We start from the raw sequence: 26,476 nt of genomic DNA, 5'->3' as shown, positions 1-26,476 counted from the left end.
TTGACTGTCCTATGCGCCGACGAGACTCTGCGTCTCGCGGCTCCCAGGCGCGTTCAGATAGGGGCGGCGGATATCGAGACCCGCCTCGGCGTACCTCTCCCTGATCGACAGGAAGCGTTCGCGCGGCGAGTGGCGGCCTTCCTCGTACGCCCGCAGCAGCCCTTCCGCCACGAGCTGGCAGCGATGCAGGCCGAAGCTCGTACGCTGCCCCTCGACCTCGGGCTCCTGAGCGAAGGAGAAACCCCGTGCCAATCTGAGCGCGAAACACGGGTGGTCGTCCCGGAAGCGGTCCTCCCGGCTCCGATGGATCTTCTCGAGCACCGCCCGGTGACGCTTCCAGGCACCCGCGCCGAGGTAGATCACGAAAGCGTCCCGGCGTTCGAACGCCTCCGGATTGTTCACCAGTTTCAACTGGAAGGGGACACGCAGGTCGTTCAACGCCCGAGTGGTCGCATGGACCAGTTCCGGCGCCGCGCCGGCGTCCGCGAGCGTCAGATAGAGACGGACGAGCCCGCCCTCGCCTCCGTCCAGCCCACCGTGGTCACCGAAGATCGTGTACCAACCCAGGAGCAGGTAGGGGCGACCAGGTGGCAGGCGCAGCGCGACTTCGGCTCCCTCCGTCAGCGGCCCCTCGGTGATCAGTTCCTCCTGCGACGCCCGCAGCGTCAGGGCGTCCCTGGCGACGAGGTAGTCGCGACCCCGCCTCCCCCGGACGATCCAGCCGCCCTGCACCTGGCCCTGCCCCGCGATGGCCGCCCGGATGAGGTTGACCAGATCGTGGTCCTCGTGTCCCTGCAGCGACGCCGCACGACGGCCGCCTCCCAGGAACAGCTCGGCGGCGAAATAGTCGCCGGCGTAGTAGGTGAGGTAGATCAACCGGTGCAGGTGCGCCAGGACCGGACGCTCCGGGTCGACCTCCAGATCTCTCGGCGGTTCCAACGCGCCGAACTCGGGATGCCGGAAGGTGGCGGCGTCGAGAATCTCGATCTCCTGTGCTATCCGCCAGAAGATCTTCTCATAGTCGTTCATCCTGCCCCCTGACTTCTCCAGCCTCGCCGAAAAGCAGTGTGGAAACGACCTCGGGGTGCCGGACGAACCGCTTTCCGAAATGCAGGCAGAGGTAGCCGATCCTGCCCAGTCCGCCGAGTTGCTGAAGCCTGACCGTGGCGTGCACAAGAAGTGCTATGCCGGCGTACTGCACCGCTCTGTCCCGCTGTTCCGCGGACACGGGGGCCTCGGCCGAGTAAGCCCGCAGGAAGGCACGGGCGTCGGTCTTCACCCGTGGCAGCCAGCCGGAGACTCCGATGGAGAACCGCACCCGCCGCATATGACCGACGAACAGCTGGCCGACCAGGAAACCGACGTCGTACATCGGGTCGCCGAATCCCGCGAGCTCCCAGTCGATGAGCCTGACGGGCAGAGCTCCCTCGGGTCGTCCGGCCGGGAAGAGGATGTTGTCTCCCCCCAGGTCGAAGTGGATCAGGCTGCGGGGAGTCCATTGGTCGTGCAGATCCCGGAAACTCGGCTCCAGTTCCTGCATGGCCCTCAGATAGTCGTCGAACTCCAGGCCGCAGCCGTGGACGTACTCCCATGTGCTCACGACGGTGTCGCGCGGCACGGGAGGCCCCAGCGTCCGGTCCCCGTATACGCCCTCTCTGATCCCCCCGACCGGAGTGCCGTGCAGGGCGACGAGAACCCGGGCCAGGGCGGGTAGACACGACTCCGGCAGCCGGTCCCCCGCTTTCAGCAGGTCGTGCAGGCTGGGGCACGGGGCGATCGCGTCGACGACCACCACGCGGGTTCGCGCGTCCACCGCCAGGATCCTGGGGATGGCTGCCCGCACCTCTGGAGGAAGCCGCAGTTCGTCCAGCAGCCCCAACATGGTGGGTTCATAGTCGTTCTGGACGTCGATGTCCTCGTCCGGCCATTTCAGAAGCACGTGTGAGTCATCCGCCAGTCGTGCCAGAGCCACGCGTCGCCTGGAGACGCAGCGCACCACGGAGGCCACGTCATGGACCGGGTGTCCCGCCGATCGGAGGACGCGCCCGACCATCTCGGCGGTGAACAGATGGTCGTCATCCGTACGCGGGGATGGCCTCGCGCCCGGACGCGGGATCAGGAACCCCAGCGTCCGGGCACGCAGTAGATCTTCTGGAGAAGGGCTCATCGATGCGTCAGCCGTGGGCCGTCTCAGCAGTGCGTCGCGGGAGTGACGAGCGCGCCGGTGAAGGTGCCCTGAATGCTCTCGTCGGGGGCCACCCCGACCTTGTCCTCCAGGAACCGCTGCAGTTCCTCGGCGCTGATGCCGGCGAGCTCGGAGAACGACACGTCGACGGACTCGAGGTCGATGTTCTGGACGTCGTCCTCCTCAACCCGGTTCATGAGTTCTGCGACAAGAGCGTCGTCGACCGTGAATTCGGACATTGTTGCCCTCCTTTTCATTGATGCACTACCGAGCGCCACGTTATTTCGCGGTAGCGATCCCCACAACAGGCATCATCTGCCTTCTAGTCGCATAAGCGACACTACAGTGAATGTGTCGCTTGATAGCGAAATAGTCGCCACCTAGGCTGTCTGCGAGATCAGAGACTGCGGCAACGTGGTGCGGATCGGCCGAAATAGGTGGTCAACCTGACGGTTCATCAGAATTCGGGAAGTCCCGCTGAGACCGCCGACTGGAAAGCGGCGCGGTCGATACGCGGCCCTTTCGTCCACAGAATCTGCGCGTCGACCCGAGACGGGTTTCGCTGGGCCGAGTACCTGCGAAGGCCTGGCGGCGCCTACTTGGGGAATTCCGGCGTCGCCGCTCTGTTTCGGGTCGTGCCGCGGGTCGGCGCAGTCGCTGTTCCCCCTCGTGTGCGCGGTCATGATCTCGCGACCTGGCACGCCCTGCCCACCCCCGGGCTGCTCTGCGATCGGCTGTTCGACCGGGAATCCGCAGGGGAGGACTGGTGGCGTACCACGCTGGAGGGTCTGGCCTCTTTCCTGGGGGCACTGCACCGGATCCCGGTGGACCAGGTCGCGCAGGCCCTGCCGGACCGGACCACGGCCACCGCCTGGATCGCGTCGGACAGCGAGGCGTCGACAGGGATACGGAAGGCCGTGGAGCGACTGCCGCTGCACCTGACGCCACTGCTGTCGGGTGCGGCCGGCGGGCCAGGCCCGACAGCGCGGAGGCGGTCAATCGTCCACGGCAGGTTCTCGACCGGCGTGTGCGCCCTCACGTCGCCGGTGGCCGTCCTCGGATGGCGCGAAGCCGGAGTCGGAGATCCGTTGAGCGATGTCGCGTATCTCCTTGCCGAGGTCCTCGAAGCGGCCGCGCTGACGGGCATGGACGCTCCGCGTCTCCATGGGCGTCTCAAGGCGTTCCTGTCCCGTTACCAGGCGGCCGTCGGCCATTCGCTGGACGCCGCCGGACTCGAACGGCTGACCGTTCTCACCGCCCGAAGGGTGATCAATCATTACGCGCAGGCGAACTGGGCCTTCGGGCCAGATGACGCCGTGTACGACGTCCTACCGAAAGTCGAGAAACAGTGGCTGGTCCTCCGCGAAACGACAGACCCGTGACGGTTCCTCCGCAGCAGGGGTCACTGAGGCTCCTGCTCGGCGTCTGCGGCTCGGTGTCGTCTCTCACCGTCCCGCACCTCCTTCCCTGGCTCAGCCTGAAGCTCGGCGTGACCGAGGTCCGCGTGGTGCTGACCGCGATGGCACGGCGATTCGTGACCGAGGAGTCGCTGAGAGCGGTTGCTTCGTGCACGACCTTCTCCAGTTGGGACGACCTGCCGGCCGGGCGTGACTCACACGTGACGATGGCCACCTGGGCCGAGGTCGTCGCGGTTCTTCCCGCCACGGCGAACTTCCTGGGGAAGGTGGCCAACGGCATCGCCGACGATCTGCTGACCTCGATCCTCCTGGCAGCCACCTGCCCGGTCGTCCTCGTCCCGGCCATGAGCCAGGCCATGTGGGAGAAACCCGCGGTCCAGCGGAACATCGTCCGGCTGCGTGAAGACGGTCATCGGGTGGTGGAACCGGGGGGCGGCGTCGCGTTCGCCACCGGCGAGGCGGAATCGGGATCCCTCGGGGACTTCCGGCGGCCGTTGATCACCGCGATCGCGCAGGCGCTGGCGGCACGTCCCGGAGAACAATCTCAAGGAGCTGAAGGATGCTGAAGGCCGATACGTTGTTGCAGCGGGTGCCTGAGCTCTACATGGAGTTGGAGAGCGCGAACCTGGTCCGTGTCCATCACGATCAGCGCGTGTGGGAGTTCGGCCAGCACGCCCTCGGACTACTCGACGTCTTTCATGCCCCGACTTCTGTCGCCGAATGCATGCGGCGCCTTGGACCGCGGCTCAAAGGTCGCCGTGCGGTGGAGGAGACGCTGACCACGCTCAGCATGATGGTGGGCGTCGGCATTCTCACCGAGGAACCGCCCAACGGGTTCACCCCGCTGATGTTCCCGACCGGGGGGTACGGGCTGGCCCATCTGAACATCCGCATCCTGGAGGATCCGGTCAGGAAGGCCACCTTCATCCGGGCGATCGACGAGGTGGTGACTCCTGACGATGTCGTGCTCGATCTCGGCTCCGGCTCGGGGATTCTGGCCATCGCTGCCGCCAAAGCCGGTGCCAGGCACGTCTACGCGGTAGAGCCGGCGAGAAGCGGTGACCTCGCCGCGCGAGTGGCCGAGGCCAACGGCGTCGCCGACCGCATAACCTTCGTCAAGGGTTGGTCCAGCACGACCGTGCTGCCCGAGCCCGCGACGGTCCTGACCACCGACATCGTGGGCAACGAAGCCCTGGACATGGTCATCTGGGAGTCGGTCCAGGACGCCAGGGCCCGTCTGCTCACACCGGATGCCCGGCTGATCCCCTTGTCATTCGACACCTATCTGTACCTGGTGGACATGCCCGAAAGCACCGTAGGGCAGCAGCGCATCCTCCCCGGGCAGATCGAGCGATGGCGGAATCGCTACGGCATCGACTTCTCCCCCATGCTGCAGGCCGACCGAGAGCGAGTCGCCGGGTTCTACGAGAGGCCGGAGGCCGTCCGGCAGTGGCAGCGAATGTCGGCTCCGCAGCCGCTCAGCAGGATCGATCTCCGGGAGAACGCCCGGGTGTTCGAGGGAGACGTCACTCTCACCGTTTCCCGGCCAGGCACCGTCTCCGGCGCAGTTCTCTACTTCGACGCGCAGATGTCCCCCAACGTGTCCATGTCGACCGCCCCCTGGCTTGGCGACGAGCGGAGTCACTGGTTCACCGCCTGCTGGGCCCTGTCTTCAGCGATCGAGGTCGCATCGGGTGATCAGATCCGTCTCCGATACCGCTATGAGGGTGATGGGCGCGCGAACCTGGCAGTGGTGAAGGGCTGATCGCAACCATGCGACCCGGCCGGCTCGCCGCACCCGGCGCGCATTGGAACGCGACGGTTCGTCGAGGTCGACAAGATCACCGTTCAGTGGGTCCTTGCCGAGGGCCCGGCGGACACGGTGTGTCCGCCGGGCCCCTTCGCTTCTCAGGCGTCAGTGAGGTGTTCACCGTCACCGTGGCCAGCAGCGCGCCGGGGCTCACGGGGTTGGTGCCGGTGTGGGAGTAGGCGTGGGCGTGGGGCCGGGTGTCGGCGTACGGGTGGGCGTGGGGGCGGGGGACGCTGGGAGTTCGAAGCACCGGACGCGTGCGGACCGGGCGGCCCCGCGGCGTGCTGAACCCGGGCGTGCTGGCTCCAGGCGGTGGCAGGTGGCCCAGCCGTGGCGGCTCCAGCGGCCCCGGCGGCGGCGACGGCCATTAGGACATTGAGTGCGAGCGCGCTCGCAAAGGTAGTGAGTCTCGGCAACGCAGGCCCCTCGGAAGTTGCGCCAGAAAGGCGGGAATGTCCGGCAAAATGACCCACCAGGGATCAGCCACACAGCGCCTTGCTTTCCTCCTCGGGAAGACGGCACAGGGAATTCTTGCCCGTGGACTGATATTTGTATCGACTCCGAAAGGCGCACAATCACATCAGGACCGGATTTATCCTGATGATGAATACCGCGATGTCGCGTGCCACGCCTCGCAGGCGCCGGTTTCGACGCGATGGTCCAGCGGTCCACAACCGCCGTACGAGTGGACGCCAAGTCCCGGTATCAGTGGGCGCCAAGAGGCGGCTGACACGCTCCTCCCATGCACCGCACAGGAGGAAACGTGAGAAGAACGCTCAGGACCCTGCTCGCCACGGCGGCGCTCGCCACCGCCGCGATCGGCGTCACCGTGGCGCCGGCCCACGCCGGCTGGGTCGGGATCACCCTGTACGAGGACTCCGGCTACAAGGGTTACCCCCACGCCTACACCACCGACCGCGTGGCGCTCTACGGGTGGTGGGAGAACGACGTGGCCAGCTCCGTGAAGAACAGCGACGTCTTCGCCTGGGTCCTGTACGACGACCGCGACTACAAGGACCGGCATTTCTGCATCCGGCCGGGAGAGTGGGTCGAGAACCTCGGGTCGTCGCCGTGGAAGTTCAACGACAAGGTCTCGTCTCTCAAGCGGCTGACGACCTCCAGCTGCGCCGGATACGTCCCCTTCTACAACGCCGCCTGACGGCTCAGCACGGAGGGCGGAAGGGCAGGTCGGAGGGGAGGTAGGCGGCCCACTCGGCGCGGGTGACGGGCGGGTGGGCGAAAGCGCAGATCCTCCGGGCCGCGTGTCCGGCGTCGACGTCCCACAGGCGGACGGTCGTGTCCTCGCCGCCGGTGGCGACGGCGCGGCCGCCGGGGAGGTAGGTGAGGGTCTGGACCCGGCCGTCGTGGCCGGTGAGCGTGGCGACGACGCGGACATCGCGCGCGTTGTCCACAACCCACAGCCGTACGCTGCCGTCCAGGCTGCCGGTGGCGAGCGTATGGCCGTCCGGGCTGAAGGCGGCGCCCGTGACAGCGTCGGCGTGGCCGGTCAGCGTGGCGACGACCCGGGCGTCGCGTGGGCCGTTTGTCAGGTCCCACAGCCGTACGCTGCCGTCCAGGCCGGCGCCGGCCAGGGTGCGGCCGGCCGGGGAGACGGCGACACGGGTGACGGCGCCGGTCTGTCCCCGCAGGGCCGCCGGGTCGCGCGGGTCGCGCGGGTCGAGCCGGTCGGGCGGGTCGGCCACCCGCCACAGCCGGATGACGCCGTCCGCGCCCGCGCCGGCGAGGAGCAGGCCGTCCCGGCTGCTTCGCACGAAGGCGATCGCGTCGACGGAGCCGTTGCCGCCGCCGAGCGTGGTGAGGTGGGCCGGGCGGCGCGGATCGGAGACCCGCCACAGGTCGATCGTGCCGTCGGCGCTCGCCCCGGCCAGCAGGTCGCCGCCGGGGGCGAAGGCGACCGAGGTCACGTTGGCCTCATGGCGGGCCTGCACCGTGAGACTCCGCGGGCGGCGCGGGTCGGACAGGTCCCACAGGCGGACCGTGCGGTCCTGCCCGCCGGTCGCGAGCAGCCGGCCTTCGGGGTGGAAGGCGGCCGCGGTGATGTTGTCGGTGTGGCCGGTCAGGGTGGCGAGCGGCACGGGTCCCCCCGGAGCGGCGACGTCCCACACGCGGGCGGTGCGATAGCCGCCGGCCACGAGCAGGCGCCCGTCGGGGCTCGCGGCGAGAGACTGGACCGGGCTGCTGTGCCCGCTCAGCACGGAGGTCCGCAGGTCCCACACCCGTACGGTGGTGTCCTTGCCCGCGGTGGCCAGGCTCCGGCCGTCAGGGCTGAACGCCACCGAATAGACCACGTCGGCGTGACCGCTGAGGACGAGGGGTTCGCTCGGGAAGGCGGGGTCGGTCACGTCCCACACGCGGGCGGTGCGGTCGTAGCTGCCGGAGGCCAGGGTCCGTCCACCGGGGGCGAAGGCCAGGGAGACGATGCCGTTCTGGTGTCCGGTCAGCACCCCGACCGGCCGCGGCCGGTCGGGGTGCCGCAGGTCCCACAGCCGGATGGTGTTGTCGAACCCGCCCGTCGCCAGGAGGCGCCCGTCGGAGGTGAAGGCGGCGCACAGAACGCGGTCGGTGTGGCCTTTCAGACTGGGCAGAGCGCGTGGATGCCGGGGATCGCCGACGTCCCAGACCCGTACGGCCGCGTCGGCCGAGGTGGTGACCAGGACGTCGTGATCCGGTGAGAAGACCGCCGAGGTGAGCCCCTCGGAGTAGCCGGTGAGCGTGGCGATCCGTAAGGCCCGGCCCGGGTCGGACACGTCCCACAACCCGGCCGTACGGTCGTAGCTCGCCGTCACCAGCAGGCGGCCCCGAGGATCGAAGGCGACCGTGCGTACGGCGTCGGTGTGTCCCCGGAGGACGGCGAGAGGGCGCGGCCGCCGGGCGTCGGTCACGTCCCAGAGCCGCGCGGTGTGATCGGCTCCGGAGGTGGCCAGGATCCGGCCGTCGGGCCGGAACGCGGCCGACATCACCCCGTCGGAGGCGTCGACGACCGCGAGGGGCGCGGGACGATGCGGGTCGGAGACGTTCCACAGGCGTACGGTGCGGTCGAGGCCCGCCGTGGCGAGGATCCGGCCGTCAGGGGTGAAGGCCGTCGCGTAGGCCGGGGCGCGGTGCGCGGTCAGCCGGGTCGCGTACGGCACGGCAGGCGCCGACAGGACGCTGCCGCGCGCCTCGGGCGTGTCGGCCAGGCGGTAGGCGGCCAGGCCCAGCTGTGCGGACAGCGCGGGATTGGTCCCGCGCAACGCGATGGCGTCGCCCGCGAGCCTGCGCGAGAGGGCCTGGTCGCGCTGGCGGACGGCGGTGCGCTGGGCCTGCGAGGCGGTCACGGCGGCGACGGCGGCGACGACCACCAGAGCCACCAGGGCGGCGATGGTCTGGTAGAGGCGGCGGGTGCGGCGGCGCACCTGGCGGCCCGAGGCCCGCAGGAAGTCGGCCATGGTCGGAGTGACATCGGAGGGATGCCGCTGCGCCCACTCCTGCGCGGCGAGCAGCCGCGCTCCCCGGTACAGCACGTCAGGGTCGCTTCGTTCGTGCCGCCAGGCCTGGGCGTCGGTGGCGAACCTGCGGCCGAGCAGCAGGGCGGCCCGGTCGGCGGCCAGCCAGTCTGCGAGCAGGGGCCAGGCGGACAGCAGGGCCTCATGCGTGATCTCCACGGTTTCCTGGTCGAGGGTGAGCAGGCGCTGGTCGGCGAACCGGTGCAGCACCTCGGTCATGGCGGGCCCGGGAGACGGCAGATCGGCCGGGGAGACCCTGCGGCGGGTGTCGGGGGCGTCGGCGGAGACGTGCACGAGATGCAGGAACAGCCGCCGCGCGAGCTCACGCCGCTCGGGGGAGAGCTCCTCGTAGATCTCGGTGGCGCTGGCGGCCACGGCGCCCTCGATGCCACCCGCCTCCTGGTAGCCGGCCACGGTCAGGCCGTGGCCCTGGTCGTTCAGCCAGGTGGCGTAGAGCGCGTGCGACAACAGCGGCAGGACCCCGGCGTCGTGGGCGCGGCCGGCTTCGCGGAGCAGTAGTTCGACCAGTGCGTCCTCGACGGTCAGGCCGGCCTTGCGCGCCGGTTCCACGATGGCGTCGCGCAGTTCGTCCCTGGTCATGGGGCCGACGGGCACCTGACCGTGTTGCGCGGCCGCCGCCAGCACCGGAAACCGCAGCAGGTGGCCGTAGAAGTCGGCGCGCAGGCCGATGACCACCACGGCGCCGCCGGCCGCGGCCCGCACCAGCGCGTCCACGAACGCCGCCTGCTCCGGCTCCCGGGAGACGGGCTCGCGGGAGGCTGGTTCACGGGAGGCTGGTTCACGGGAGGCTGGTTCACGGGAGGCTGGTTCACGGGAGACCGTGAAGATCTCCTCGAACTGGTCCACGATGAGGACCTCGCCCGGCCGGGCCGCGATGACGGGACGCGAAGCCGGAGTGCAGACGGTGACCGCACGTCCCCGCTCGCGCAGCGCCGCGACAAGCCCGGCCCGCAGCAGCGAGGACTTGCCCGCACCGGAGGCGCCGATCACCAGCAGCAACCCGCCGCCGTCCGGTTGGTCGCCGCCCAGTTCAGTGCCGCCCAGTTCAGTGCCGCCCGGTTCGGTGCCGTCCGCTTCAGTGCCGTCCAGTTCGGTGACCGCGCGGAGGAGGCGCTCGGTCAGGGCGTTCCGGCCGAAGAACCACGCGGCGTGCTCGGCCTCGAAGCCCGCCAGCCCTCGGTAGGGCTCGACACCTGCTCGCCTGCGCGACCGTCCCCGCCGTACGCGCTGCCAGGCGTCCACCCAGGCGGCGACCTCGGCCGCGCCGCAGACCGTCAGCACCCGCTCGAACAGCTCCCGCAGGGCCAGTGAAGGCAGCCCCCGACCTGCGAACCAGTCGCCGATGGTGCTGTGCGCGCCGGGGCTGCCCGCCCGCATCGCGACCTGCCGTACGGTCAGCCCGGCCCGCTCGCGGAGCATGGTGAGTTCCCGGGCGAAGCCCTCCCGGTCGCGGATCCGGCCCGGATCCGGTCCCGCCGCGTCCTGAGCCACCGCCGCGCCTCCTCCGGGAAACGGTCTCCTTATGTAGTCCGTCGTACGGAGTCGAGAGTTACCGCGCTTGTACGGCCTTGTACGGATCGCGCCGGAAAGCCTTCCGAGGCCGTCGGATGTCGCCTGATAGTCGGGGCGTCCAGTCGGAATGGAGGACGCTCATGACAAGCCCGATCCAACAGCCGTCCCGCAGGGCGGTGCTGCGCATGGTGGCCGGTGCGCCGCTGCTCCTCGGCGCGAGCGCCGCGCTCGCCGTCGCGACGTCGGCCCCCGCGCTGGCCGCCCAGGCGGGGTGGCGCTGGTGCGAACGCTGCAGCGGCCTGTGGTACTCGCTGAACGGGACGCGGGGAACGTGCCCCGCGGGGAACGTCTTCGACGGCGGTCATCACAGCAACGGCAGCGGGAACTACATCCTCAAGACCGTCGAGGACGGCGGCCGGGGACAGGGCAACTGGCGCTGGTGCGGCGCCTGCCAGGGGCTCTGGTACGGAGGCAACCCCACGCTCGGGTACTGCCCCAACCGGGGCGCCACGGGCCACACGCCGATCGGTCCCTACCCGACCATCTCGTCCTACTACCTGATCGAGGACGTCGGCAACCGCGACTCCCCCGGCGGTCAGGAGCAGTGGCGCTGGTGCTACAAGTGCGCCGGCATGTTCTTCGACGGCAACACCCCCGGCGGCTCCGGCCGCTGCCCCAAGGACGGCTACACCCACTCCGTCACCGGCGGCAGCTACGTCCTGCGACAGGTGCCGTAAAGGCGCCACGGCCCAGGTCACCGCCTGCAGCGTGAAAGCACCGGATGCGATGTGGGCGGTGACCCGGCTTCACCAACCCGGGGTTCGACGCGGGGGCCCTCGGGTACCCGATCCGTCCCTGACGGCTTAATGACCGCCGTTCTTCATCCGGTCGTGCCGCAGCGCGAGCCGGACCGCGAAGTAGACGACCGCGAACAGTACGGCCACCTCGAACACGATCAGTAACAGTTCTGCCAGCCCGAACCCGTACATCGACCACCTCTTCAGGAGAAGGAAACCGAGGGCAGTATGAGCCGATAATGCGCCGCAGTCGAGCAAATACTTCCGGCGGGGAACTCGCTCAAGGATGATCGCCCTCGCTGCAGCGAGGGCGATGCCACTGAGATGGATTTCGCCTGGCGGACACCAGGTCGAAGGACTCCACGGCGGGTCACGAAAGGGACCGAAGAGTAAGCCTGTCGCGATAAATCGCCCCATAAGATCTCGACGTGGGACTCTCCGAGAGCCTGCTCCTGAAGATCGGCTCCCTCCGTACGGACACGTCGAAGGTGACCGGCAGGCCACGCAGGCACCAGCCGCTCACACTGTTATGGGCGCTCGGACGAGCCGCTCAGGCGGAGCCACGCCTGGAGGCCTGGGCACGGACAAGTGCCGAGATTTCCTTGCTCATCGAGAAGTTCGGCCACGCCGACGACCGGCCGAATCCCGAGTTCCCCGTCCTTCGACTGTTCCACCACGGGCTGTGGGAACTGGACGCGTCCGACGTTCCGGCGGCGAGCACGAGCAGTGCGCAGCGCTGGATGAACAGCCACGCGCCCACGGGAGGCTTGCGACCATGGGTCCACACCATCGTGAGCCGGCATCCGGACGTGCGCGCGCAGATCGTGCTGTGTCTGCTGGAGAAGTACTTCCAGGACGTCGACCCCGACGAGCTGCTCACCGCGGTAGGCCTGGTGGGCACCCCTGAAGCCGAGGTGCCCCTGAACGACGGCTCCCCTGCCCCGCAGCGTCGTCAGTCCGCCACGATGCGGGTGATCCGTGACTCGGCCCTGGCCCAGCAGATCAAGGACGTACACGGACACCACTGCCAGATCTGCGGCGTACGGCTGTGCCTGCCCAACGGCTCGTACGCCGAGGGCGCCCACATCCGTCCGATCGGCCAGCCGCACAACGGCCCCGACGAGCCGGGCAACATCCTCTGCCTCTGCCCGAACGATCACGTTCTCTTCGACCGCGGCGCCCTCACCCTCACGGACGATCTGCGGGTCTTCGACGAAGTGCTCGGCAAGGTCAAGGGCGATCTGCGCCTCGCACCGCAACACACGATCAGCATCAGGCACATCGCCTACCACCGCGAGACGACCCGCCAGGCCGCGCAGCCGTCGCACTGACTGCCACCTACGAATCGCCGCGCTCGCACGGGCTCGCCAGCCCCTCCTCCTGCTGTCGGTACCGATTGCCGGCACCGTCATTGGCGGCAGACCCGATCAGAGGCCCGGAGGCGACCGGTGTGTCGCAACCCGGCGAACCTAAATGGACACTCCCGCTAGGGCTCCGTGTGTTCGACACACGTCGGCAGCACCAGCCGCAGTAACGCACCGCGTTGACACGGGACGGCTTCGGCCGTCCCCCCGTGCGCCTCGGCGACCTGCCGGACGATGGCCAGGCCCAGTCCGGAGCCAGGGTGCCCGCGGGCCGCCGGTGATCGGTAGAAGCGGTCGAATACGAATTCGAGGTCGTTGTCGGGGATCCCTGGGCCGGTGTCCGCGACCTCCAGGGTGCCCGCTCTGACGCTGATCCTGATCCGGCCGTCCGGGAGACTCCATTTCACGGCGTTGTCGACGAGGTTCGCGACGGCGCGTTCCAGGGCGTCGGGGTCTCCGTGGACGAGAGCGGGCGTGCAGTCCAGCTCGAATTCGATCTGTGGCGCCCGACGCGCCGCGCGGGCCGCGACGCGCTCGGCGACGAGGTCGAGGCGGACGTCTTCGGTGTGGTACGGCGCCTGACCGTAGCGGGCCAGGTCGACCAGGTCGTTGACCAGTGTCGTGAGTTCGCCGGCCTGGCCGAGTGCTTCGGCGGCGAGGAGCGGGGCCTGCGCGTCGGCCGGGTTCTCCGCCAGCAGCTCGAGGTTCACCGTCAGGCTCGTCAGTGGCGTGCGCAGTTCGTGCGATGCGTCGGCCACCAGACGGCGCTGGGCACCGACCGATTCGTCCAGGGCGGCGGTCATCGCCGCGAACGCGGCGCCGAGCCGGCCGATCTCGTCCCGGCTGTCGGCGGGGATCGGGATGGCCAGGTCGCCGGTCGTACGGATCAGTTCCACGGTCTCGGTCAGCTGGTGCACCGGGCGGAGGACGCGGCGTGCTGCGAGGCGTGAGGCCAGTGCTGCCAGAAGCCCGGCGGCCACCGTCGAGCCGGCGAGCAGCCAGGCGAGCTCGCGTAGCGTGGGCGCGGGATCGGATTCCGGGATGGCCGTGCGCACGAGCGTCCCCGGCGAGTCTGGCAACTGGGCGGTGTAGACGCGGTAGACGACGCCGTTGTAGACCGCGTCACGGAAGTAGGCACCGGCGGTGCCGTCCGCGACGGCGACGTCGCGAGCTGTGATGTCGACGAACTCCGTCGACGGCCCGATCCGGACAGGGCGCGGCACGATCTGCAGCTGGGTGCTTCCGATCCCCAGCGGAACGGTAGGGAAGCCCGGCTCCCCGTTGACGTCCCGGAACTTGGCCTTGATCGCCGCCGCCACGTCCGGTGCCTGGCCGGCGGCCACGACCAGCGAGCTGTCGATCTGACCGCGGAGGTTGGCTTCCACGGCCGGATACAGGACCACCGACACGAGCACCAGGGCGCCCGCCACCACGGAACCGCCGGCGATGGCCAGCCGGGTGCGCAGGTTCATGGCTCCTCGCGCAGGACGTACCCGAGGCCGCGCACCGTCTGGATCAATCTGCTGCCGCCGTCCGCTTCGAGTTTGCTGCGCAGGTAGCTGATGTAGACCCACAGTGCGTTCGACTCCGGGCCGAAGTCGTAGCCCCAGACAGACTCGAAGATCTGGGTCCGGCTCAGCACCCGGCCAGGATTGCGCAGGAACAGCTCCAGCAGGGACAGCTCCGTCTTGGTCAGGTCCAGACGCCGACCGGCACGCTCTGCTCTGCAGCCGCTCAGGTCCAGGTCGACGTCGGCGAAGCGCAGCACCTCGGCCCTGGCGCCACTGCGCCGGAGCAGGGCTCTGAGCCGGGCCCGCAACTCCTCCAGGGCGAACGGCTTGGCCAGGTAGTCGTCGGCCCCCGCGTCGAGCCCGGCGACCCGGTCGGTGACCAGGTCCCGGGCCGTGAGCATCAGGATCGGAGTGTCGTGCCCGCCCGAACGCAGTGTCCGGCACACTTCCAGCCCGTTCGGTTCGGGCATGAGGACGTCGAGAACCACCGCGTCCGGGCGGAACACGCCGTGCTCGGCGAGGGCGGACACCCCGTCAGCGGCGGACGACACGTCATAGCCGTCCCGGCGCAACGCATGCTCCAACGACCGCCGCACAGCCGGGTCGTCGTCCACCACAAGTATCCGCATGGTTGCCCATCCTCACCGTCGATCCTGAAACCGTGCGAGACGCGGTGGTCGTCAGCCCTTGCTCAGTGACCGCTTCAGATCGCTCAGCGCGGCGTCGAGCTGGTCTGCGCCGACCCCAAGGGAGGCGGCGATGTCGCGGAAGGTCTTGGACGTCACGTCGACTCTGCCCAACGCCACCAGAGCGGCTAGAGCGGCCTTGGCCTTGGCCTGATCGACACCGAGCGCCTCGGCCAGAGACGCCGCCGCGGCGTCGGTGGTGAACGGCGACTCTTGCGGGCCGTTCCCGCCCTTCTTGCCCATGCCGCCCTTCTTGCCCATACCGTCCAGCTTGCCCCGGTCGTCATCACCCGGCGCGGGCCCGGCGATCATCGGTCGCAGAGCGTCCCGGACCTGCGAGACCGGAAGCCCCAGGTTGGCCGCCACCGCTGCGACGAACGCCTCCGGCGTGGCGTCGGCCGAGTTGGCCAGCGACGTCTTGGCCGCGACCAGCGCGGCGTCGAGCCGCTCGGGCGTCACTCCGAGCTGCTTCGCGATCGCGGCCAACTTGACATCCGCACCCGCCCTGGGCTTGCCTGACGAGTCCTGCCGGCCGTCGGGGGCCTTCTTGTCCATGCCGTCCAGCTTGCCCCGGTCGTCATCGCCCGGCGCGGACTTGACGATCATCGGACCCAGAGCCTCCTGGACCTTCGCGGCCGGAAGCTCCAGGTTGGCCGCCACCGCCGCGACGAAGGCCTCCGGCGTGACGTCGGCCGAGTTGGCCAGTGACATCTTGGCCGCGACCAGCGCGGCGTCGAGCCGCTCGGGCGTCACTCCCAGCTTCTCCGCCATCGCGGCCAGATCGGCCTCCGCACCCGCCCTCGATCTCCCGTCCACCTTGACCTTCGCGGAGTCGGATTTCGCGGCGCCGGGCGCCGGGGCCGGATCGGCCGCCGCGGCCGGACCGGCCGCGGCCAGCGTGAGGAGCGTGGCCGTGGCCACGACCAGCCGTGTGCGTTTCATCATCGTGATGCCTTTCGTCCACAGAGCGCCGGACGAGAACCGGCGCCCTGGAGACGACACAAACATCGCGGCCTCTGGCGTGGTTTCAGCCACCTTTAGAGGTTCCTTAGAACGGCGCACAGGGGCCGGAACGGTGTACAGCCTTTGCCCCGGCCCAGGTCGCCTCTCCCTTGGCTCGTCGGCCCTACGACCTCCGGCATGCGGCTGTGTCCACGTGGCTCAACGCTGGCGTTCCGTCTCCCCAGGTCGCCGAGTGGGCAGGGTACAGCGTGGACGTGCTCTTGCGGGTCTACGCGAAGTGCATCCACGGACAGCAAGGCGAGGCCATGCGCCGGATCTTGCAGGCCACGAAACCCTGAACACTTGGCCGCGTATTGGCCGCGACGAGCTGTAGAACGCCGTTGCCAGCCGTGGACAACCGGACAGACAGCAAGAGGCCCGTCACCGTGTTCGTGCTGGTGACGGGCCTCTTTTGGCTGGTGTGGCAGGTGCAAGGTTCGAACTTGCGTAGGCTGAGCCGACGGTTTTACAGACCTGCCGCGATATCCCTTTTACCTGCGCATATGCCGATTCCTGTTGGACATCCGGCACGGATTCGGCATGATCAAGGTTCAGAGCTCCTGTGGAGCAGTCGACTGGGATGGATCCCACAAGTACGACTCGTATCCGAACGGCTCTTTACAGCCCTCTGGGCGCGTGACTTCCTGCGCTCATGCCAGTCGGCCCTGTTGTGCCGCCACAGCAACGGAACCGCCATGCCACCGCTGCGCCACGACTCCGGGACGACCACCGCAAGAACAGGCCCGCCCACCTGGTGAACCCCTTCCCAGTCGATGAACGCCATAGCGACAACCGCCAACCGGAGCCTTGCCCAGAGCCCCCACGGTGTTGAGCGGTAGCCAGCCCATAGCGACCAGGACCAGGAGAAGACCTCCAAAGCGAGTGTGCCTGCGTAGAAGGCCCCACCGTCACGCCGGCGGCGACCTGGTAGGCCCAGGGAAGCCATATCGGTGGCTATCTGCCAGCGAGGTCGTTACGTGAGGACAGGCAGGGTAGAGGCCGCCTGCCAGCGTGTCCCAACTGAGCCTCAGACACTCTTCCGATATAGAACATGTCTTCGTATACTTGCGAGACATCATGGTAGTTCTGGGACAAAGGAAGCGATCACGTAATTAATCAGGCCAACCATAAATGGCTAATACATGGCGGCCGAAAGGGCTCCTAGCCACGATCCAATATAAATCCAGAGACAGCAGCACAGCTCAGTAGGTAAAGGGGGAACCGGGCGGGCATACTGTGCCGAAAGCCTCCAGCGCGAGGGCGGCCCGAGAAGGCAGAGGTGGCTATCCCCCAATGCGAGCGTACCGCGACTTTCGTCAGCCCGAAGGATCAGCCGACTGGACCACGACCGAACAGTGGGTGGCGTGGGCCGACAGCGTCCGGATTATCCCATCGGTTGCGCCAACGGACGAGCGCACCTGCGATCTATGCCATGGAGCCGTGGGCATCCGAGGGGATGGCGGATTCTATAAGACATGTCAGCATTGTCAATCCTACAGACAGGTACTTAGCGCCGTCGTTCCGATCGCCTATTCAATGAGCGACGGCCTGGAGTCAGTCCTGCACAGGTATAAGGACTGGGGAGACAGCTATTCCTGGCTATCATACCCGCTTGCATGCGTCACCTGGGACTTCTTGTCGAGACATCTCGAATGCATCCAAAGTGCGTACGGAAGGTCCACTCTCGGCGTGGTAATGCCAGTGGGCAGTAGAGACCGAACCTTCAACCACATGAAGAAGGTGATCGACTCCGTAGTCTCCTGGCCCTTGGAATGGCATTTCGATCTCATCCAGAAGACTGACCCAAACAGTGATCGGCCAGGCCGGGGAAGAGTAGAACTCGATTTTTACCAGATAACCACACCCCAAGCCGTACGCGGACGTGATATATTAATTTTCGACGACACGTGGACCTCGGGTTCTAGCGTTGCAAGCGCGGCCGCTGGCCTGCGAAGAGCAGGAGCCCGAACAGTCGTCGCCCTGACCATCGGGCGACAAATTAAAGATCCAAACTCAGGGTGGGGAACGTCGAACATACTGTACGAAAGGGCGCGTTCCCGGACATATTCAAGGGAGAGGTGTGTCATCTGTGCTGAGCGAACGTGATAGAGAAGCAGCACTCCTCCTCCTAATGCTCGACGCCCCCTCAGTTGGGCCTCGTCGCCTACTCGACATGATCCAGAAATACGGCAGAGCTGAAGACCTGTACCACGCTCTGCTGCACGCAAAGAGCACTCCAGACCGTGTCCGCACCTATCTGGAGAGTGCCGACCATGACTTCTACGCAAATGCGATAAGCCGGACATACGAGGTAGGTGCCAGTTTCAAGCTCTGGAACGACCCTGACTACCCGGCCAATCTGATGCGGTGGGAAGGTCGGCCGCCCGTGCTGTTCTACAAAGGCGATCTTTCTATGCTAGGAGAGCGTTCCCTGGCGTTGGTCGGTCGCGTAGATCCTACGGAGGATGGGATCGCAGCGGCTCACAGATTCGCTAGAAAATGCGTAGAACACGGAATCACAGTCGTGAGCGGGCTGGCTAAGGGTATCGATGCGGCCAGCCATACAGAGGCTCTTATTCCACCTCCTGGTGTCACATATGCCGTCGTCGGGCACGGGATAGACCACGCATACCCAAAAGAAAACGCTGAGCTGTACGAGAAGATACCTCAGCTCGGAGCGATTCTGTCTCAGTTCCGTACAGGTATGGGCCCACAACGATGGACGTTCCCAGCACGGAATGAGGTGATGTGCACCCTCGCCTTGGGCACCGTCATCATCGAAGGCAAGGCTGGCTGTGGATCTATCATCCAAGCGGACTTCTCCTTTAAGCATGGCCGGCCGGTCTTCCTGCTGTCTCGCAACCTACAAATGCCCAACTCGGAGTGGGCACATAAGCTCGTGGCCCGGGGCGCTCATGTTATACAAAGGTTCGACCAGGTTCTTGACGTCATTGAGCGGACTCTAGGGACGTCCTGGCGTCAACAAGCTCATGCGCAACCCCTCTTCGACATGTCAGAAGCTTCCGCAGGTTCACCGTTAGGAGCTGGTGCTGCGATGACAGATCGTCCCGCTGCCGTAATCTTCGATATCGACGGAGTCATCGTAGATACACGGGAGGCAACTTCGGCTGCGATAGCAGAAATAGCAACCCGTCACACCGGCCGCCTCATCGAGCCGTCATCCGTAAATCCTGTCGGCAAGGTGCATGAGATCCTGTCGAGGTTAGGCGTCCCGCGCGCATACGACGTTTACAGAGCCGAGTACGACAATGCATTCGCCAGTGCGACGGGCGAAATCCGCGTATTCACTGATGTCGTAGAAGGCATGCGCAAAATGAAGGAAAACGGCGTACATCTTGCCGCCGTTACCGCACAGCCAAAGCGGCGAGCAGACTCTATGGTTCCACCGGAGGTCAGAGACCTCTTCGACGAATTCTTATGCCATAATGACACTAGAGGGAAGAAAGACGAGGGCATTAAGAAGGCATTGACACGGCTCGGTGTGCCTAGCCAGAGAGCGATGTACATAGGCGATACGCCTACTGACCTTGAGGCCGCGCGTCAAGCTGGCGTGAAGGGGGTGGGTGTCCTGTGGGGTTTCAGTTCCGAATCAGAGCTGAGACGTTGGCCAAGCGACATCCTTCTAGAGGCGCCCAGTGAAGTGTCCGTCGATCTGGTAGAGCGTCTCCTAGGTGGCTAGCACCCCCTAGGCCAGCGTTACGTTTCCCACGTACAGACCGTGTAGACGCCGCCCCTTCCTATCTTCAATCTCGGCTTGAAGCACGACCATTCGCTACTCATGCTCACGTGCAGAGCGAACCGGACGCCGATAAATAGGCGGCGCGCACCCTGGGGGCGCCGTGTCGGCAGGACGCCCAGAGGATCTGTGCCTGGACGCCCTGACCGCCGGGCCGGAGCCCGGCGGCAGCGAGCTGGTGCTTCTAGCAGGAGTTGACCGGGGCGGCCGTCGACCACCCTGAGCGGGATGGCCGCCCGCGCCTGACGGGGTATCAGGCCACCTCTCCCAGGACGAGCAGCAGGTCCAAGCGCAGCAGATAAGCCGCATTGATCTCCTCGGCACCACAGCCACCCCAAACGCCCTGTACGCAGGTGGTCATGCTGCTCCGGACGCACCTGAAGGCGTACGACATCGCCCCTCAGCTGCCAGAGCTCCGTCGCTCTCCGCTGCGGTGACACTGTCAACGCCCTGCCCGCAACCGTGATGCGGGAGCGGGCAGGACAGAAGCTGGGATCTCTCCTACCTTGATGATCTGGTTAGGGCCGATGAAGCGGGCTGTCACGAGTACGCCGGCATCATGAGCGATCTGCCCGGCGTGACTGGCTGACGCGTCCTCAATGAGCCAGGGCGTCAGGTCAAGCTCGAAGGCATCCGCCGCCGTCTTCAAGACGCAGCTTTCCGTGGCGATCCCGCAGACATAGATTTCGGTCCACCCGTGCTCACGGACAAGGGCAGTCCCCTCTTTGTTGAAGAGGGTATACGTGGTCTTGTCCACGACTGCTGTCGCCTTCTCTGCATACGGCGCAAGCTCAGGGACGATGTCAATTTCCGGTGAGGTCATGAGCTTGGACCATTTGAACAATTTTTCGAAGTTGCTGCCCGCGTAGTTCAGATACCGGGTAAAGACGACGTCGCCACCGGACTCCTGCCAGCGTCGCACCAGATCAGTGATAACGGGAACCACGTGTGCGGACTCTTCGCGGACAAAACCGTTCTGCACGTCAACGACGACGAGTACCGCTGGATTTTTGGTCAATGGTCTTACCCCTCGCTAGTCTCGCGGAGTATGTCTATAGCTTGAGTAAGGTGGTCAATAAGGCCGCTCGTGTCCAGTATGGCGGTTCGCATTGAGCGGTGCTGTCCGGTCTCCTGCGGGCGGGCGTTGGTCAATCTGGATCGCACTCCACGCAGGAACCGCCACCCGTACGGATCGGGAACATCGGGATCTTTGCCCTGTTCGATCTGCCCGTTGATGTGCTGGCAGTAGGCCCACATGGCCTGGGTGGCCAGCTCGGTAGTCACTAGCTCATCTTCGGCAAGAGCCCGGCGTGGGGCCAGTGGGCAATAGACGACTCCGGACCATGAGGCGTACCCTGCGGAGATTCCTTTGAGTCCGAACGGGATGATCTCCGGGTGGTCGAATCCTTCGGCGAATAGCGAGCGTTCGACCAGTTCGGCATGCCCTAGAGAGGATTCACTTTCTTCGGAATCTCGCTCTAAAAGGACGCGAGGAGTGGACATGATGCGTGCCGCCGTATCGAGATCAGGACCGGACCACATCGGCGAGTGGAGCCAATAGAGGCTCAGAACGTAGGACGCTTCAACCGGATTCCCGTTGAGTGCCGAGAGATAACCGGATGCCCAGTCTAGATTCTGGATGTATGACCTTCGACGCCAGGTTGCCAGATTCGCGATGGAGGGAAACTTGACCTCTTCGCAGAGGTGCAGAATCGCCACACCGAACGGCCACGTGTACAGGTGGCATTCGCCATCTGCCGGAACTCCAGAGTTTGTATAGGAGTCGAGCCCGCACAAGGGTTCGGTCTGCTCGACCATTCCGCGCTTCACGAGCTCCGCGGCTTGATCGGGTCCGATATAGGCGCACACGAACTTGTGGGAGCGAAGCCCGAAGGTGTCAGCGGCCGGCGTCGCTGGCTCGACGTCACCGAACAATTCGTGAGGGGTCGCCTCGTAGACCAGGCAGTACAGCTCAATGTAGAGCTGGTCACGGCAGGCTGCGCGCCCCGTCTCGTGCCGGTAGACCGCCTTTTCGATTGCGTCGGCATCAGGGACGCTCAGGCCGCGTTGCTGGCCAGCGCGCTCAAGCTCACGGGCTGCTCGAAGACGACTCCATCCCTTGGCCTTGCGCTTCGCGATGAGCACGTTGTTAGGCACGAGGCGTTTCGCTGTCTGGTTGCCCTCTACGGACATGACGCGTGTCCCTCCGTGTCCTTCCCGTCGTCTGGAATCCGCGTGACGTGATCGCGAACCTAAGTGTTGTGAGGACGGTCACAGAGTCTCGGTCAATCCGAGCGAATCAGCTCCAAGCGGCTCTCGATCGCTGCGACCCGCTCGCGGAGGTCTGCGAGCTGATCGCGGAGTTCCGCAACGGCGGCCGGTTCGTCGGACCTGACGGCGGGTGCCCGGCCCTTGTCCGCTACCTCCTGAAGGTAGCTGTCAGGGAAGCCGAGCGCACGGGAGATCGCCGTCAGCACAGCCGGTTGGCGGTTCTTGTCCTGTCCTTGCTGGATCTGCCGAAGCGTGGCAGTCGAGACACGGGAGACCTCCGCAAGCCTCTTCTGTGTCAGGCCAAGCGTCGTCATGCGTTCGTTGATCACCTTTGCCACGGCGGGCCAGTCGCCCACGTGCCCCTCCGAGTCTGTACGTAGAAGCCACCTGACCGAAGCGTAACTAACCCCATGCGCTATTGACAGCGCTACTTCTAGCGCTCATAGTTGCGCTAGATATAGCGCAGACTTCCTGCGGTACCACCTGTGACCTCGAAAGGATGCCTAATGCTGCCCGTCAAACCTCAGCGTTTCCTGCCGTTTCTGTTCACGGTCTGCGCGCTGTTCTTCATCGTCCGCGACCCGGTCAAGGCCGCGGACGCCGCGACGGCCGCTTTCAACGGACTGCTGCAAGTAGCTGACGCCCTGGTCACGTTCGCCAGTGGTCTCGGCTGATGTCCCTGACCCGAGCGACCTGCGGATCGCTCCCCGACTCCAGAGAAGGAGTACACCCGATGACCTGCGGGTCTCATGACCTGGTCGCTCTGTTCGGTGGGGAGGAGCCGGTGGCGCTGCTGGCCGCCGTTCTCGACGCCGGACCCGCCTGTAAGGCGGCTGACGCCGACCTGTTCACCGGCCCTGACACCGATGACGAGCCCGACGACGCGCGGCAGGCCCGAGAGGCCGCCGCCAAGGCCATCTGCCGAACCTGCCCGGCCCGGCCCGAGTGCCTGAACTACGCCCTGACGGCCCGTCCGCGTACGGGCGTCTGGGGTGGCTACGCCGCCGAGGACATCAACGCGGCTCATCTGCTGCGCCTGGACCTGCCGCCCGTCCTGGGAGAGGTGGCCTGATGACCTCGCAGAGGACCTACACGCATCCGGACGTGTTCGGTAAGGGCATCCAGGAGGGGTGGGCCGACCCGTGCACCGACCCCCGCGAGATCGACTGGGCGGCCCGTCAGGCGCGGGCGGCCATCCCGTTCCGCGTGGTCGACGGCCGCCCGGTCAACCCGTACGCCCCGACCGGCATCCGGTACGGCCGCAACGAGCTTGGGCACTGGGGCGAGCAGATGGCCGCGGACGCGGTGGTGACCGCCACCGACGAATACGGCTTCCGCTGGCTGGTCATGGTCGAGCGCGGCGACGGGCACGGGTGGGCGCTTCCCGGCGGCTACGTCGAGCCCGGCGAGGACCCCGGCACAGCGGCGATCCGCGAACTGGAGGAAGAGACCGGCCTGACGCTCCCCGGGGCGGCCTGGCAGGTCCTTCCGGCCCGGTACGTGCCCGACCCCCGCGCCAGTGACGAGGCGTGGATGGTGACCGTACCGGCCAGAGCCGACCTGCACGTCATGAGGCGCAGGGACTTCCCGGTTCTGGTCGGCGCCGACGACGCCCGCCGGGCCGCGTGGGTCTCGGCCGGCAGCTACCCCGCTGTGGTGGCCGCCCTCGCGATGGCCTACGGCGGGCACGTCTTCGCCGCTCACCGGCCGATGCTGGCCGACCTGCTGGGGTCGGACGTGCCGGAGGTGAACCGATGAGGCGTTTTCGCTGTTCGGAGTGCGGCCAGCGCTCCGCCAGCGTCATCGGCTGCCGCCGCTGCGGTACCTCGACCGGCCGCCGTCTCCAGCTCTGCCCCGTGCACGGGGCGACCTGCCGTCCGGGTTGCCGGGCGTGCCGTACCCGCTTCCGCGTCTCGTCCGACTGACTCTGAGGAGAGCGACCCATGACCCGTTGGGAGTACTGCACCCGCGCCCGCCTCAGCGAGGCCGACCTCAACGCGCTCGGTGCCGACGGCTGGGAGCTGGTCTCCACCGTCTACAACTCCGACCACATGGTCACCGTCCTGTACTTCAAGCGCCCCGCCGGAGGGGACCGGTGAGCCGCATCCGCGCCCGCTTCTGGGACCCCGCCGGCAAGCGGTACGGCATCCCCACCTGGCCCTGGCGGATGGCGCCCGCTCACCTGCTGACCCGCCGCCAGCTCACCGCCGCCGGACTCCGGCCCGGCGGACAGGGCGTGCAGGCACAGGTGTTGTGGGCGTCCCGCCGGCACGGCGCCCCCGGGGTCCGCGCCGCCTACCTGTACGACGTCCGGTTCGCCCTGCCCAAGCGGACGGCCACCCCCGCCCAGCTCGACGCGCTGGCCAAGGCCAACGCCGCCCGCCGGACCTGCCCCGACTGCGGCAGGGACGCCGGTTACGTCCTGCCCCGCCACCTGGGCACCTGCCTGGACTGCGCACAGACCCCTACTGACCTGAAAGAGGTGGCCTAATGAGCACCACCACCCCCAACCCCAACCCCGAGCCGTCCCCGGAGGAGGTCTCCCGCGGACTGGCCGAGATCGAGCAGCACCTGATGCGGACGGCCCCGACCGCCCCCGTCCCCCGACCCCTGGCGGGCGGGCAGGACGCCGACAGGCTGCCGGGGGAAACCCGCCGCGTCCGCGCCCTTCGCGCCGAGGTGGCCGAGGCGCACCTGTTGGCCGGTCTCCAGGACGACGACGCCCCGCTCCTGCTGGACACCCCGAAGGTCCGCAAGCGCCGCAAGAAGGCACAGGAGGCCGCGCGGCTGCACGAGCTGTCCCAGCAGCCCGCACAGCTTGCCTACACCGCGGCCAAGGCGCGGCGCCGGGTGAACATCGGGCTGACGGTCGCGCTGGTGCTGGCATTGGGCTGGTCCACGGCCGGTGTCCAGGTCTTCGCCTCCGAGGGGGCCGACCCGTGGTCGCCGGGGTGGCTGTTCGCCTGGTTCGTCGAGCCGTTCATGTCCATCGCCCTGATGTCCTTCGTGGGCGCCAAGGCGTTCTTCGGCACCCGCGGGCAGCCCGCAACCGATCGCGTGCTCGACCGCATCGAGTACCTGTTCCTCGCCCTGACGCTGGGGATGAACGCCTTCCCGCACCTGCCCGGCGTGGCCGACCCGTTCCGCTTCCCGAGCCTCGTGCTTCACATTCTCGGACCGATCGTGGCCTACGCGGTGGTGACCGGCTGGCCCCGTCTGCTGGCCCGCTTCGCCAGCCTCGACCACGGGCTTACCGGCCTTACGTACGGCGCAAACGCCGATGATCCGGTAAGGGAGACCGGCCCGGACGTCACGGCTCTGGTCGAGCGGGCGCGGGCGCTCATCAGCGCGGGAGAGCTTCCGCCGGACCCCAGCGCCTACCGCCTGCGGCGCGTCCTGCGCTGCGGCATGGACGACGCCCGCGCCGTCCGTGACGCCCTCAACCCTTCCACCGCCAACTAGGCCAAGGAGCCACCCGCCATGTTCACCTTCGCCCTCATCGTCAGCCTCGCGTGTCTGGCCGTCCCGCTGTCCATCTACCTGCGCATGGTCTTCACCCGCCGGCGCACCGTCGCCCAGATCCATGCGGCCATGTCCGAGCACCGCCGGACCTGCAGCGGGCACCCGGACGGCTGGCACGTCGAGCAGGACACCGAGGCGACCTCATGACCACCCCTCCCACCCCCGACCTGCTCCCCTGTGACACCTTCGACGCCGCCGACGCCTCCGACCTCGCCAAGCTGGCAGCGCTGACCGGAACCGGTGACCTGACCCCCGGCGACCTACTGCGCACCCTTCAGGCCGTCCACGCCGAACTGCTGCGCCGTAAGAACAGCCACCGGCTTCTGGTGCTCGACCTGACCGACCTTCACCAGGCCGAGGCCCTGTTCTCCGACCTGGGACCGGCCGGTGACCAGGCCCGGCGCATCGGCCGCCGCATCGCCGAAGACGGCCACATGGTCGGCGTACTCGTGGTCGCCGACTACGGCCCCAACGAACTGCCCGACGACGACAGCGACGACACGCAGGGCGCGACCTCATCCGCCAAGACTCCGGCCGCGCCCTGCCACCCCGCCCCCATCAGCGAGCACGAGGTGACCTCATCATGACGCACCACCCCTTCGAGCCCGACGACAACCACCCCGACACCGCCCCCGGCCAGCCCGGGACGGCGGGCGGGCAGGTCGTCCCGCTGGACGAGCGCCGCCGCGCCCGCCAGAGCAGCCAGGACAAGCCCGACGAGACGCCCGAGGGGGCCGCGCCGGTCGCCCGGCGGACCGCCGCCCGGGACACCTCCTATGAGATCGAGCTGGACGAGGCCCCGCCCGCCGACACGGCGCCGGTCCCGGTGGACCTGCCGGCATCGGTCGCCCCGGCCCCGGTGCCGGTGGAGGGACGGCGCCCGATCCTGCCCACCGGGTTGCAGCCGGGGAACCTGTCGGCCACCGCCCGCGACACGCTGGGCCGGTTGGCGCACGTGGCCGCCTTCCACGCCGTCCGTGCCCCCTGGTACGCCGCCCAACTCGCCGTGTGGGCCGTGATCGGCCTGTTCCGCCTCATGGGGCGTCAGGTCCGGTGGTGGTGGGTCAATGAGCAGTACACGCTGCTCCAGCAGGCCGCCACCGACAATGACCCT

Annotated in this window: 27 protein-coding genes; 16 read left to right on the top strand and 11 right to left on the bottom strand. The window is 67.5% G+C overall.

From position 1 onward, the window contains the following. Window positions 1-9: 9 nt before the first annotated feature. The 3 genes from Mam01_RS34930 to tvaA all read right to left on the bottom strand — a co-directional run bounded on the left by Mam01_RS34930 (window position 10) and on the right by tvaA (window position 2,424). Window positions 10-1,029, bottom strand: a complete 1,020-nt coding sequence (locus tag Mam01_RS34930) for a T3SS effector HopA1 family protein (RefSeq protein WP_204289511.1) — start codon at window positions 1,027-1,029, stop codon at window positions 10-12. Then, window positions 1,016-1,939: a phosphotransferase gene (locus Mam01_RS34925; RefSeq protein WP_204289510.1), complete on the bottom strand. Its 924-nt coding sequence runs from the start codon at window positions 1,937-1,939 to the stop codon at window positions 1,016-1,018. The genes Mam01_RS34930 and Mam01_RS34925 overlap by 14 nt, the downstream gene beginning before the upstream one ends. 251 nt (window positions 1,940-2,190) lie before the next feature. Continuing rightward, window positions 2,191-2,424: a thioviridamide family RiPP peptide gene (gene tvaA / locus Mam01_RS34920; RefSeq protein WP_204289509.1), complete on the bottom strand. Its 234-nt coding sequence runs from the start codon at window positions 2,422-2,424 to the stop codon at window positions 2,191-2,193. A 432-nt stretch (window positions 2,425-2,856) separates the two neighbouring features. On the opposite strand from tvaA, the gene Mam01_RS34915 reads away from it, so the two are divergent. From Mam01_RS34915 to Mam01_RS34900, 4 genes are all read left to right on the top strand, one after another. After that, window positions 2,857-3,567, top strand: coding sequence for a phosphotransferase (locus tag Mam01_RS34915; RefSeq protein ID WP_204289508.1), 711 nt, complete (start codon window positions 2,857-2,859; stop codon window positions 3,565-3,567). Then, window positions 3,564-4,169, top strand: coding sequence for a flavoprotein (locus tag Mam01_RS34910; RefSeq protein ID WP_204289507.1), 606 nt, complete (start codon window positions 3,564-3,566; stop codon window positions 4,167-4,169). Before Mam01_RS34915 ends, Mam01_RS34910 begins: the two co-directional genes overlap by 4 nt. Next, window positions 4,163-5,368, top strand: coding sequence for a 50S ribosomal protein L11 methyltransferase (locus Mam01_RS34905; RefSeq protein ID WP_204289506.1), 1,206 nt, complete (start codon window positions 4,163-4,165; stop codon window positions 5,366-5,368). Before Mam01_RS34910 ends, Mam01_RS34905 begins: the two co-directional genes overlap by 7 nt. An 808-nt stretch (window positions 5,369-6,176) precedes the next feature. Next, a complete protein-coding gene (locus Mam01_RS34900) occupies window positions 6,177-6,572 on the top strand; it encodes a peptidase inhibitor family I36 protein (protein WP_204289505.1) in 396 nt (131 codons plus the stop codon). A 4-nt stretch (window positions 6,573-6,576) separates the two neighbouring features. On the opposite strand, the gene Mam01_RS34895 is transcribed toward Mam01_RS34900, so the two are convergent. Continuing rightward, window positions 6,577-10,431 (bottom strand): nSTAND1 domain-containing NTPase, encoded by a 3,855-nt coding sequence (locus tag Mam01_RS34895; RefSeq protein WP_204289504.1) that lies wholly within the window; start codon window positions 10,429-10,431, stop codon window positions 6,577-6,579. Between the two features lie 161 nt (window positions 10,432-10,592). On the opposite strand from Mam01_RS34895, the gene Mam01_RS34890 reads away from it, so the two are divergent. Beyond that, the gene (locus Mam01_RS34890; protein WP_204289503.1) at window positions 10,593-11,189 is read left to right on the top strand and encodes a hypothetical protein; all 597 of its coding nucleotides are present in this window, start codon (window positions 10,593-10,595) and stop codon (window positions 11,187-11,189) included. A gap of 126 nt (window positions 11,190-11,315) precedes the next feature. Here the strand turns inward: Mam01_RS34890 and Mam01_RS37490 are convergent, their stop codons facing one another. After that, a complete protein-coding gene (locus tag Mam01_RS37490) occupies window positions 11,316-11,441 on the bottom strand; it encodes a hypothetical protein (RefSeq protein WP_275409129.1) in 126 nt (41 codons plus the stop codon). Between the two features lie 236 nt (window positions 11,442-11,677). Here Mam01_RS37490 and Mam01_RS34885 point away from each other — a divergent pair, with 236 nt between their 5' ends. Continuing rightward, window positions 11,678-12,580, top strand: a complete 903-nt coding sequence (locus tag Mam01_RS34885; protein ID WP_204289502.1) for an HNH endonuclease — start codon at window positions 11,678-11,680, stop codon at window positions 12,578-12,580. A gap of 155 nt (window positions 12,581-12,735) precedes the next feature. Here Mam01_RS34885 and Mam01_RS34880 read toward each other — a convergent pair whose 3' ends face one another. Genes Mam01_RS34880 through Mam01_RS34870 form a run of 3 tightly spaced genes read right to left on the bottom strand, consistent with a single transcriptional unit; the run spans window position 12,736 to window position 15,755 of the window. Further along, a complete protein-coding gene (locus Mam01_RS34880; RefSeq protein ID WP_204289501.1) occupies window positions 12,736-14,085 on the bottom strand; it encodes a sensor histidine kinase in 1,350 nt (449 codons plus the stop codon). After that, window positions 14,082-14,753 (bottom strand): response regulator transcription factor, encoded by a 672-nt coding sequence (locus Mam01_RS34875; RefSeq protein WP_204289500.1) that lies wholly within the window; start codon window positions 14,751-14,753, stop codon window positions 14,082-14,084. Before Mam01_RS34875 ends, Mam01_RS34880 begins: the two co-directional genes overlap by 4 nt. 51 nt (window positions 14,754-14,804) lie before the next feature. After that, a complete protein-coding gene (locus Mam01_RS34870; protein ID WP_204289499.1) occupies window positions 14,805-15,755 on the bottom strand; it encodes a hypothetical protein in 951 nt (316 codons plus the stop codon). Between the two features lie 2,146 nt (window positions 15,756-17,901). Between Mam01_RS34870 and Mam01_RS34865 the strand changes: the two genes are divergently transcribed. Beyond that, the gene (locus Mam01_RS34865) at window positions 17,902-19,512 is read left to right on the top strand and encodes a DNA-processing protein DprA (RefSeq protein ID WP_204289498.1); all 1,611 of its coding nucleotides are present in this window, start codon (window positions 17,902-17,904) and stop codon (window positions 19,510-19,512) included. Window positions 19,513-20,011: 499 nt separating this feature from the next. On the opposite strand, the gene Mam01_RS34860 is transcribed toward Mam01_RS34865, so the two are convergent. The 3 genes from Mam01_RS34860 to Mam01_RS34850 all read right to left on the bottom strand — a co-directional run bounded on the left by Mam01_RS34860 (window position 20,012) and on the right by Mam01_RS34850 (window position 22,196). Then, entirely contained in the window at window positions 20,012-20,587 is a 576-nt protein-coding gene (locus Mam01_RS34860) for a cysteine hydrolase family protein (protein ID WP_204289497.1), read from the bottom strand. Window positions 20,588-20,592: 5 nt separating this feature from the next. Continuing rightward, window positions 20,593-21,762, bottom strand: a complete 1,170-nt coding sequence (locus Mam01_RS34855; RefSeq protein WP_204289496.1) for a hypothetical protein — start codon at window positions 21,760-21,762, stop codon at window positions 20,593-20,595. A 92-nt stretch (window positions 21,763-21,854) separates the two neighbouring features. After that, entirely contained in the window at window positions 21,855-22,196 is a 342-nt protein-coding gene (locus tag Mam01_RS34850) for a helix-turn-helix domain-containing protein (RefSeq protein ID WP_204289495.1), read from the bottom strand. Window positions 22,197-22,346: 150 nt separating this feature from the next. Here Mam01_RS34850 and Mam01_RS34845 point away from each other — a divergent pair, with 150 nt between their 5' ends. The 9 genes from Mam01_RS34845 to Mam01_RS34805 form a co-directional block, all read left to right on the top strand. Continuing rightward, on the top strand, window positions 22,347-22,514 hold the full coding sequence (locus Mam01_RS34845; protein ID WP_204289494.1) for a hypothetical protein: 168 nt from the start codon (window positions 22,347-22,349) through the stop codon (window positions 22,512-22,514). 59 nt (window positions 22,515-22,573) lie between these two features. After that, on the top strand, window positions 22,574-22,912 hold the full coding sequence (locus Mam01_RS34840) for a WhiB family transcriptional regulator (RefSeq protein ID WP_204289493.1): 339 nt from the start codon (window positions 22,574-22,576) through the stop codon (window positions 22,910-22,912). Then, complete coding sequence (locus Mam01_RS34835; RefSeq protein WP_204289492.1) at window positions 22,912-23,598, top strand: NUDIX domain-containing protein; 687 nt, start codon at window positions 22,912-22,914, stop codon at window positions 23,596-23,598. The genes Mam01_RS34840 and Mam01_RS34835 overlap by 1 nt, the downstream gene beginning before the upstream one ends. Window positions 23,599-23,783: 185 nt before the next feature. Then, window positions 23,784-23,939: a DUF4177 domain-containing protein gene (locus tag Mam01_RS34830; protein WP_204289491.1), complete on the top strand. Its 156-nt coding sequence runs from the start codon at window positions 23,784-23,786 to the stop codon at window positions 23,937-23,939. After that, a complete protein-coding gene (locus Mam01_RS34825) occupies window positions 23,936-24,331 on the top strand; it encodes an RRQRL motif-containing zinc-binding protein (protein ID WP_204289490.1) in 396 nt (131 codons plus the stop codon). The genes Mam01_RS34830 and Mam01_RS34825 overlap by 4 nt, the downstream gene beginning before the upstream one ends. After that, on the top strand, window positions 24,331-25,302 hold the full coding sequence (locus Mam01_RS34820) for a hypothetical protein (RefSeq protein WP_204289489.1): 972 nt from the start codon (window positions 24,331-24,333) through the stop codon (window positions 25,300-25,302). The genes Mam01_RS34825 and Mam01_RS34820 overlap by 1 nt, the downstream gene beginning before the upstream one ends. Before the next feature lie 18 nt (window positions 25,303-25,320). Beyond that, complete coding sequence (locus tag Mam01_RS34815; RefSeq protein WP_204289488.1) at window positions 25,321-25,509, top strand: hypothetical protein; 189 nt, start codon at window positions 25,321-25,323, stop codon at window positions 25,507-25,509. Continuing rightward, window positions 25,506-25,949, top strand: a complete 444-nt coding sequence (locus tag Mam01_RS34810) for a hypothetical protein (RefSeq protein WP_204289487.1) — start codon at window positions 25,506-25,508, stop codon at window positions 25,947-25,949. Before Mam01_RS34815 ends, Mam01_RS34810 begins: the two co-directional genes overlap by 4 nt. Beyond that, a partial coding sequence (locus Mam01_RS34805) for a hypothetical protein (RefSeq protein WP_204289486.1) occupies window positions 25,946-26,476 on the top strand: 531 nt, incomplete at its 3' end. The genes Mam01_RS34810 and Mam01_RS34805, both read left to right, overlap by 4 nt.

This window comes from Microbispora amethystogenes, from assembly GCF_016863015.1.
Taxonomy (GTDB): Bacteria; Actinomycetota; Actinomycetes; order Streptosporangiales; family Streptosporangiaceae; genus Microbispora; species Microbispora amethystogenes.
The sequence above is the reverse complement of the archived record's forward strand: the minus strand, read 5'-3'. Positions and strand labels throughout refer to the sequence as shown.

Coding starts and splice junctions, on each gene's coding strand:
- Mam01_RS34930 (WP_204289511.1), bottom strand. CDS start 1,029: ATGAACGACTATGAGAAGATCTTCTGGCGGATAGCACAGGAGATCGAG.
- tvaA (WP_204289509.1), bottom strand. CDS start 2,424: ATGTCCGAATTCACGGTCGACGACGCTCTTGTCGCAGAACTCATGAAC.
- Mam01_RS34905 (WP_204289506.1), top strand. CDS start 4,163: ATGCTGAAGGCCGATACGTTGTTGCAGCGGGTGCCTGAGCTCTACATG.
- Mam01_RS34890 (WP_204289503.1), top strand. CDS start 10,593: ATGACAAGCCCGATCCAACAGCCGTCCCGCAGGGCGGTGCTGCGCATG.
- Mam01_RS37490 (WP_275409129.1), bottom strand. CDS start 11,441: ATGTACGGGTTCGGGCTGGCAGAACTGTTACTGATCGTGTTCGAGGTG.
- Mam01_RS34880 (WP_204289501.1), bottom strand. CDS start 14,085: ATGAACCTGCGCACCCGGCTGGCCATCGCCGGCGGTTCCGTGGTGGCG.
- Mam01_RS34875 (WP_204289500.1), bottom strand. CDS start 14,753: ATGCGGATACTTGTGGTGGACGACGACCCGGCTGTGCGGCGGTCGTTG.
- Mam01_RS34870 (WP_204289499.1), bottom strand. CDS start 15,755: ATGATGAAACGCACACGGCTGGTCGTGGCCACGGCCACGCTCCTCACG.
- Mam01_RS34855 (WP_204289496.1), bottom strand. CDS start 21,762: ATGTCCGTAGAGGGCAACCAGACAGCGAAACGCCTCGTGCCTAACAAC.
- Mam01_RS34845 (WP_204289494.1), top strand. CDS start 22,347: ATGCTGCCCGTCAAACCTCAGCGTTTCCTGCCGTTTCTGTTCACGGTC.
- Mam01_RS34840 (WP_204289493.1), top strand. CDS start 22,574: ATGACCTGCGGGTCTCATGACCTGGTCGCTCTGTTCGGTGGGGAGGAG.
- Mam01_RS34835 (WP_204289492.1), top strand. CDS start 22,912: ATGACCTCGCAGAGGACCTACACGCATCCGGACGTGTTCGGTAAGGGC.
- Mam01_RS34830 (WP_204289491.1), top strand. CDS start 23,784: ATGACCCGTTGGGAGTACTGCACCCGCGCCCGCCTCAGCGAGGCCGAC.
- Mam01_RS34820 (WP_204289489.1), top strand. CDS start 24,331: ATGAGCACCACCACCCCCAACCCCAACCCCGAGCCGTCCCCGGAGGAG.
- Mam01_RS34815 (WP_204289488.1), top strand. CDS start 25,321: ATGTTCACCTTCGCCCTCATCGTCAGCCTCGCGTGTCTGGCCGTCCCG.
- Mam01_RS34810 (WP_204289487.1), top strand. CDS start 25,506: ATGACCACCCCTCCCACCCCCGACCTGCTCCCCTGTGACACCTTCGAC.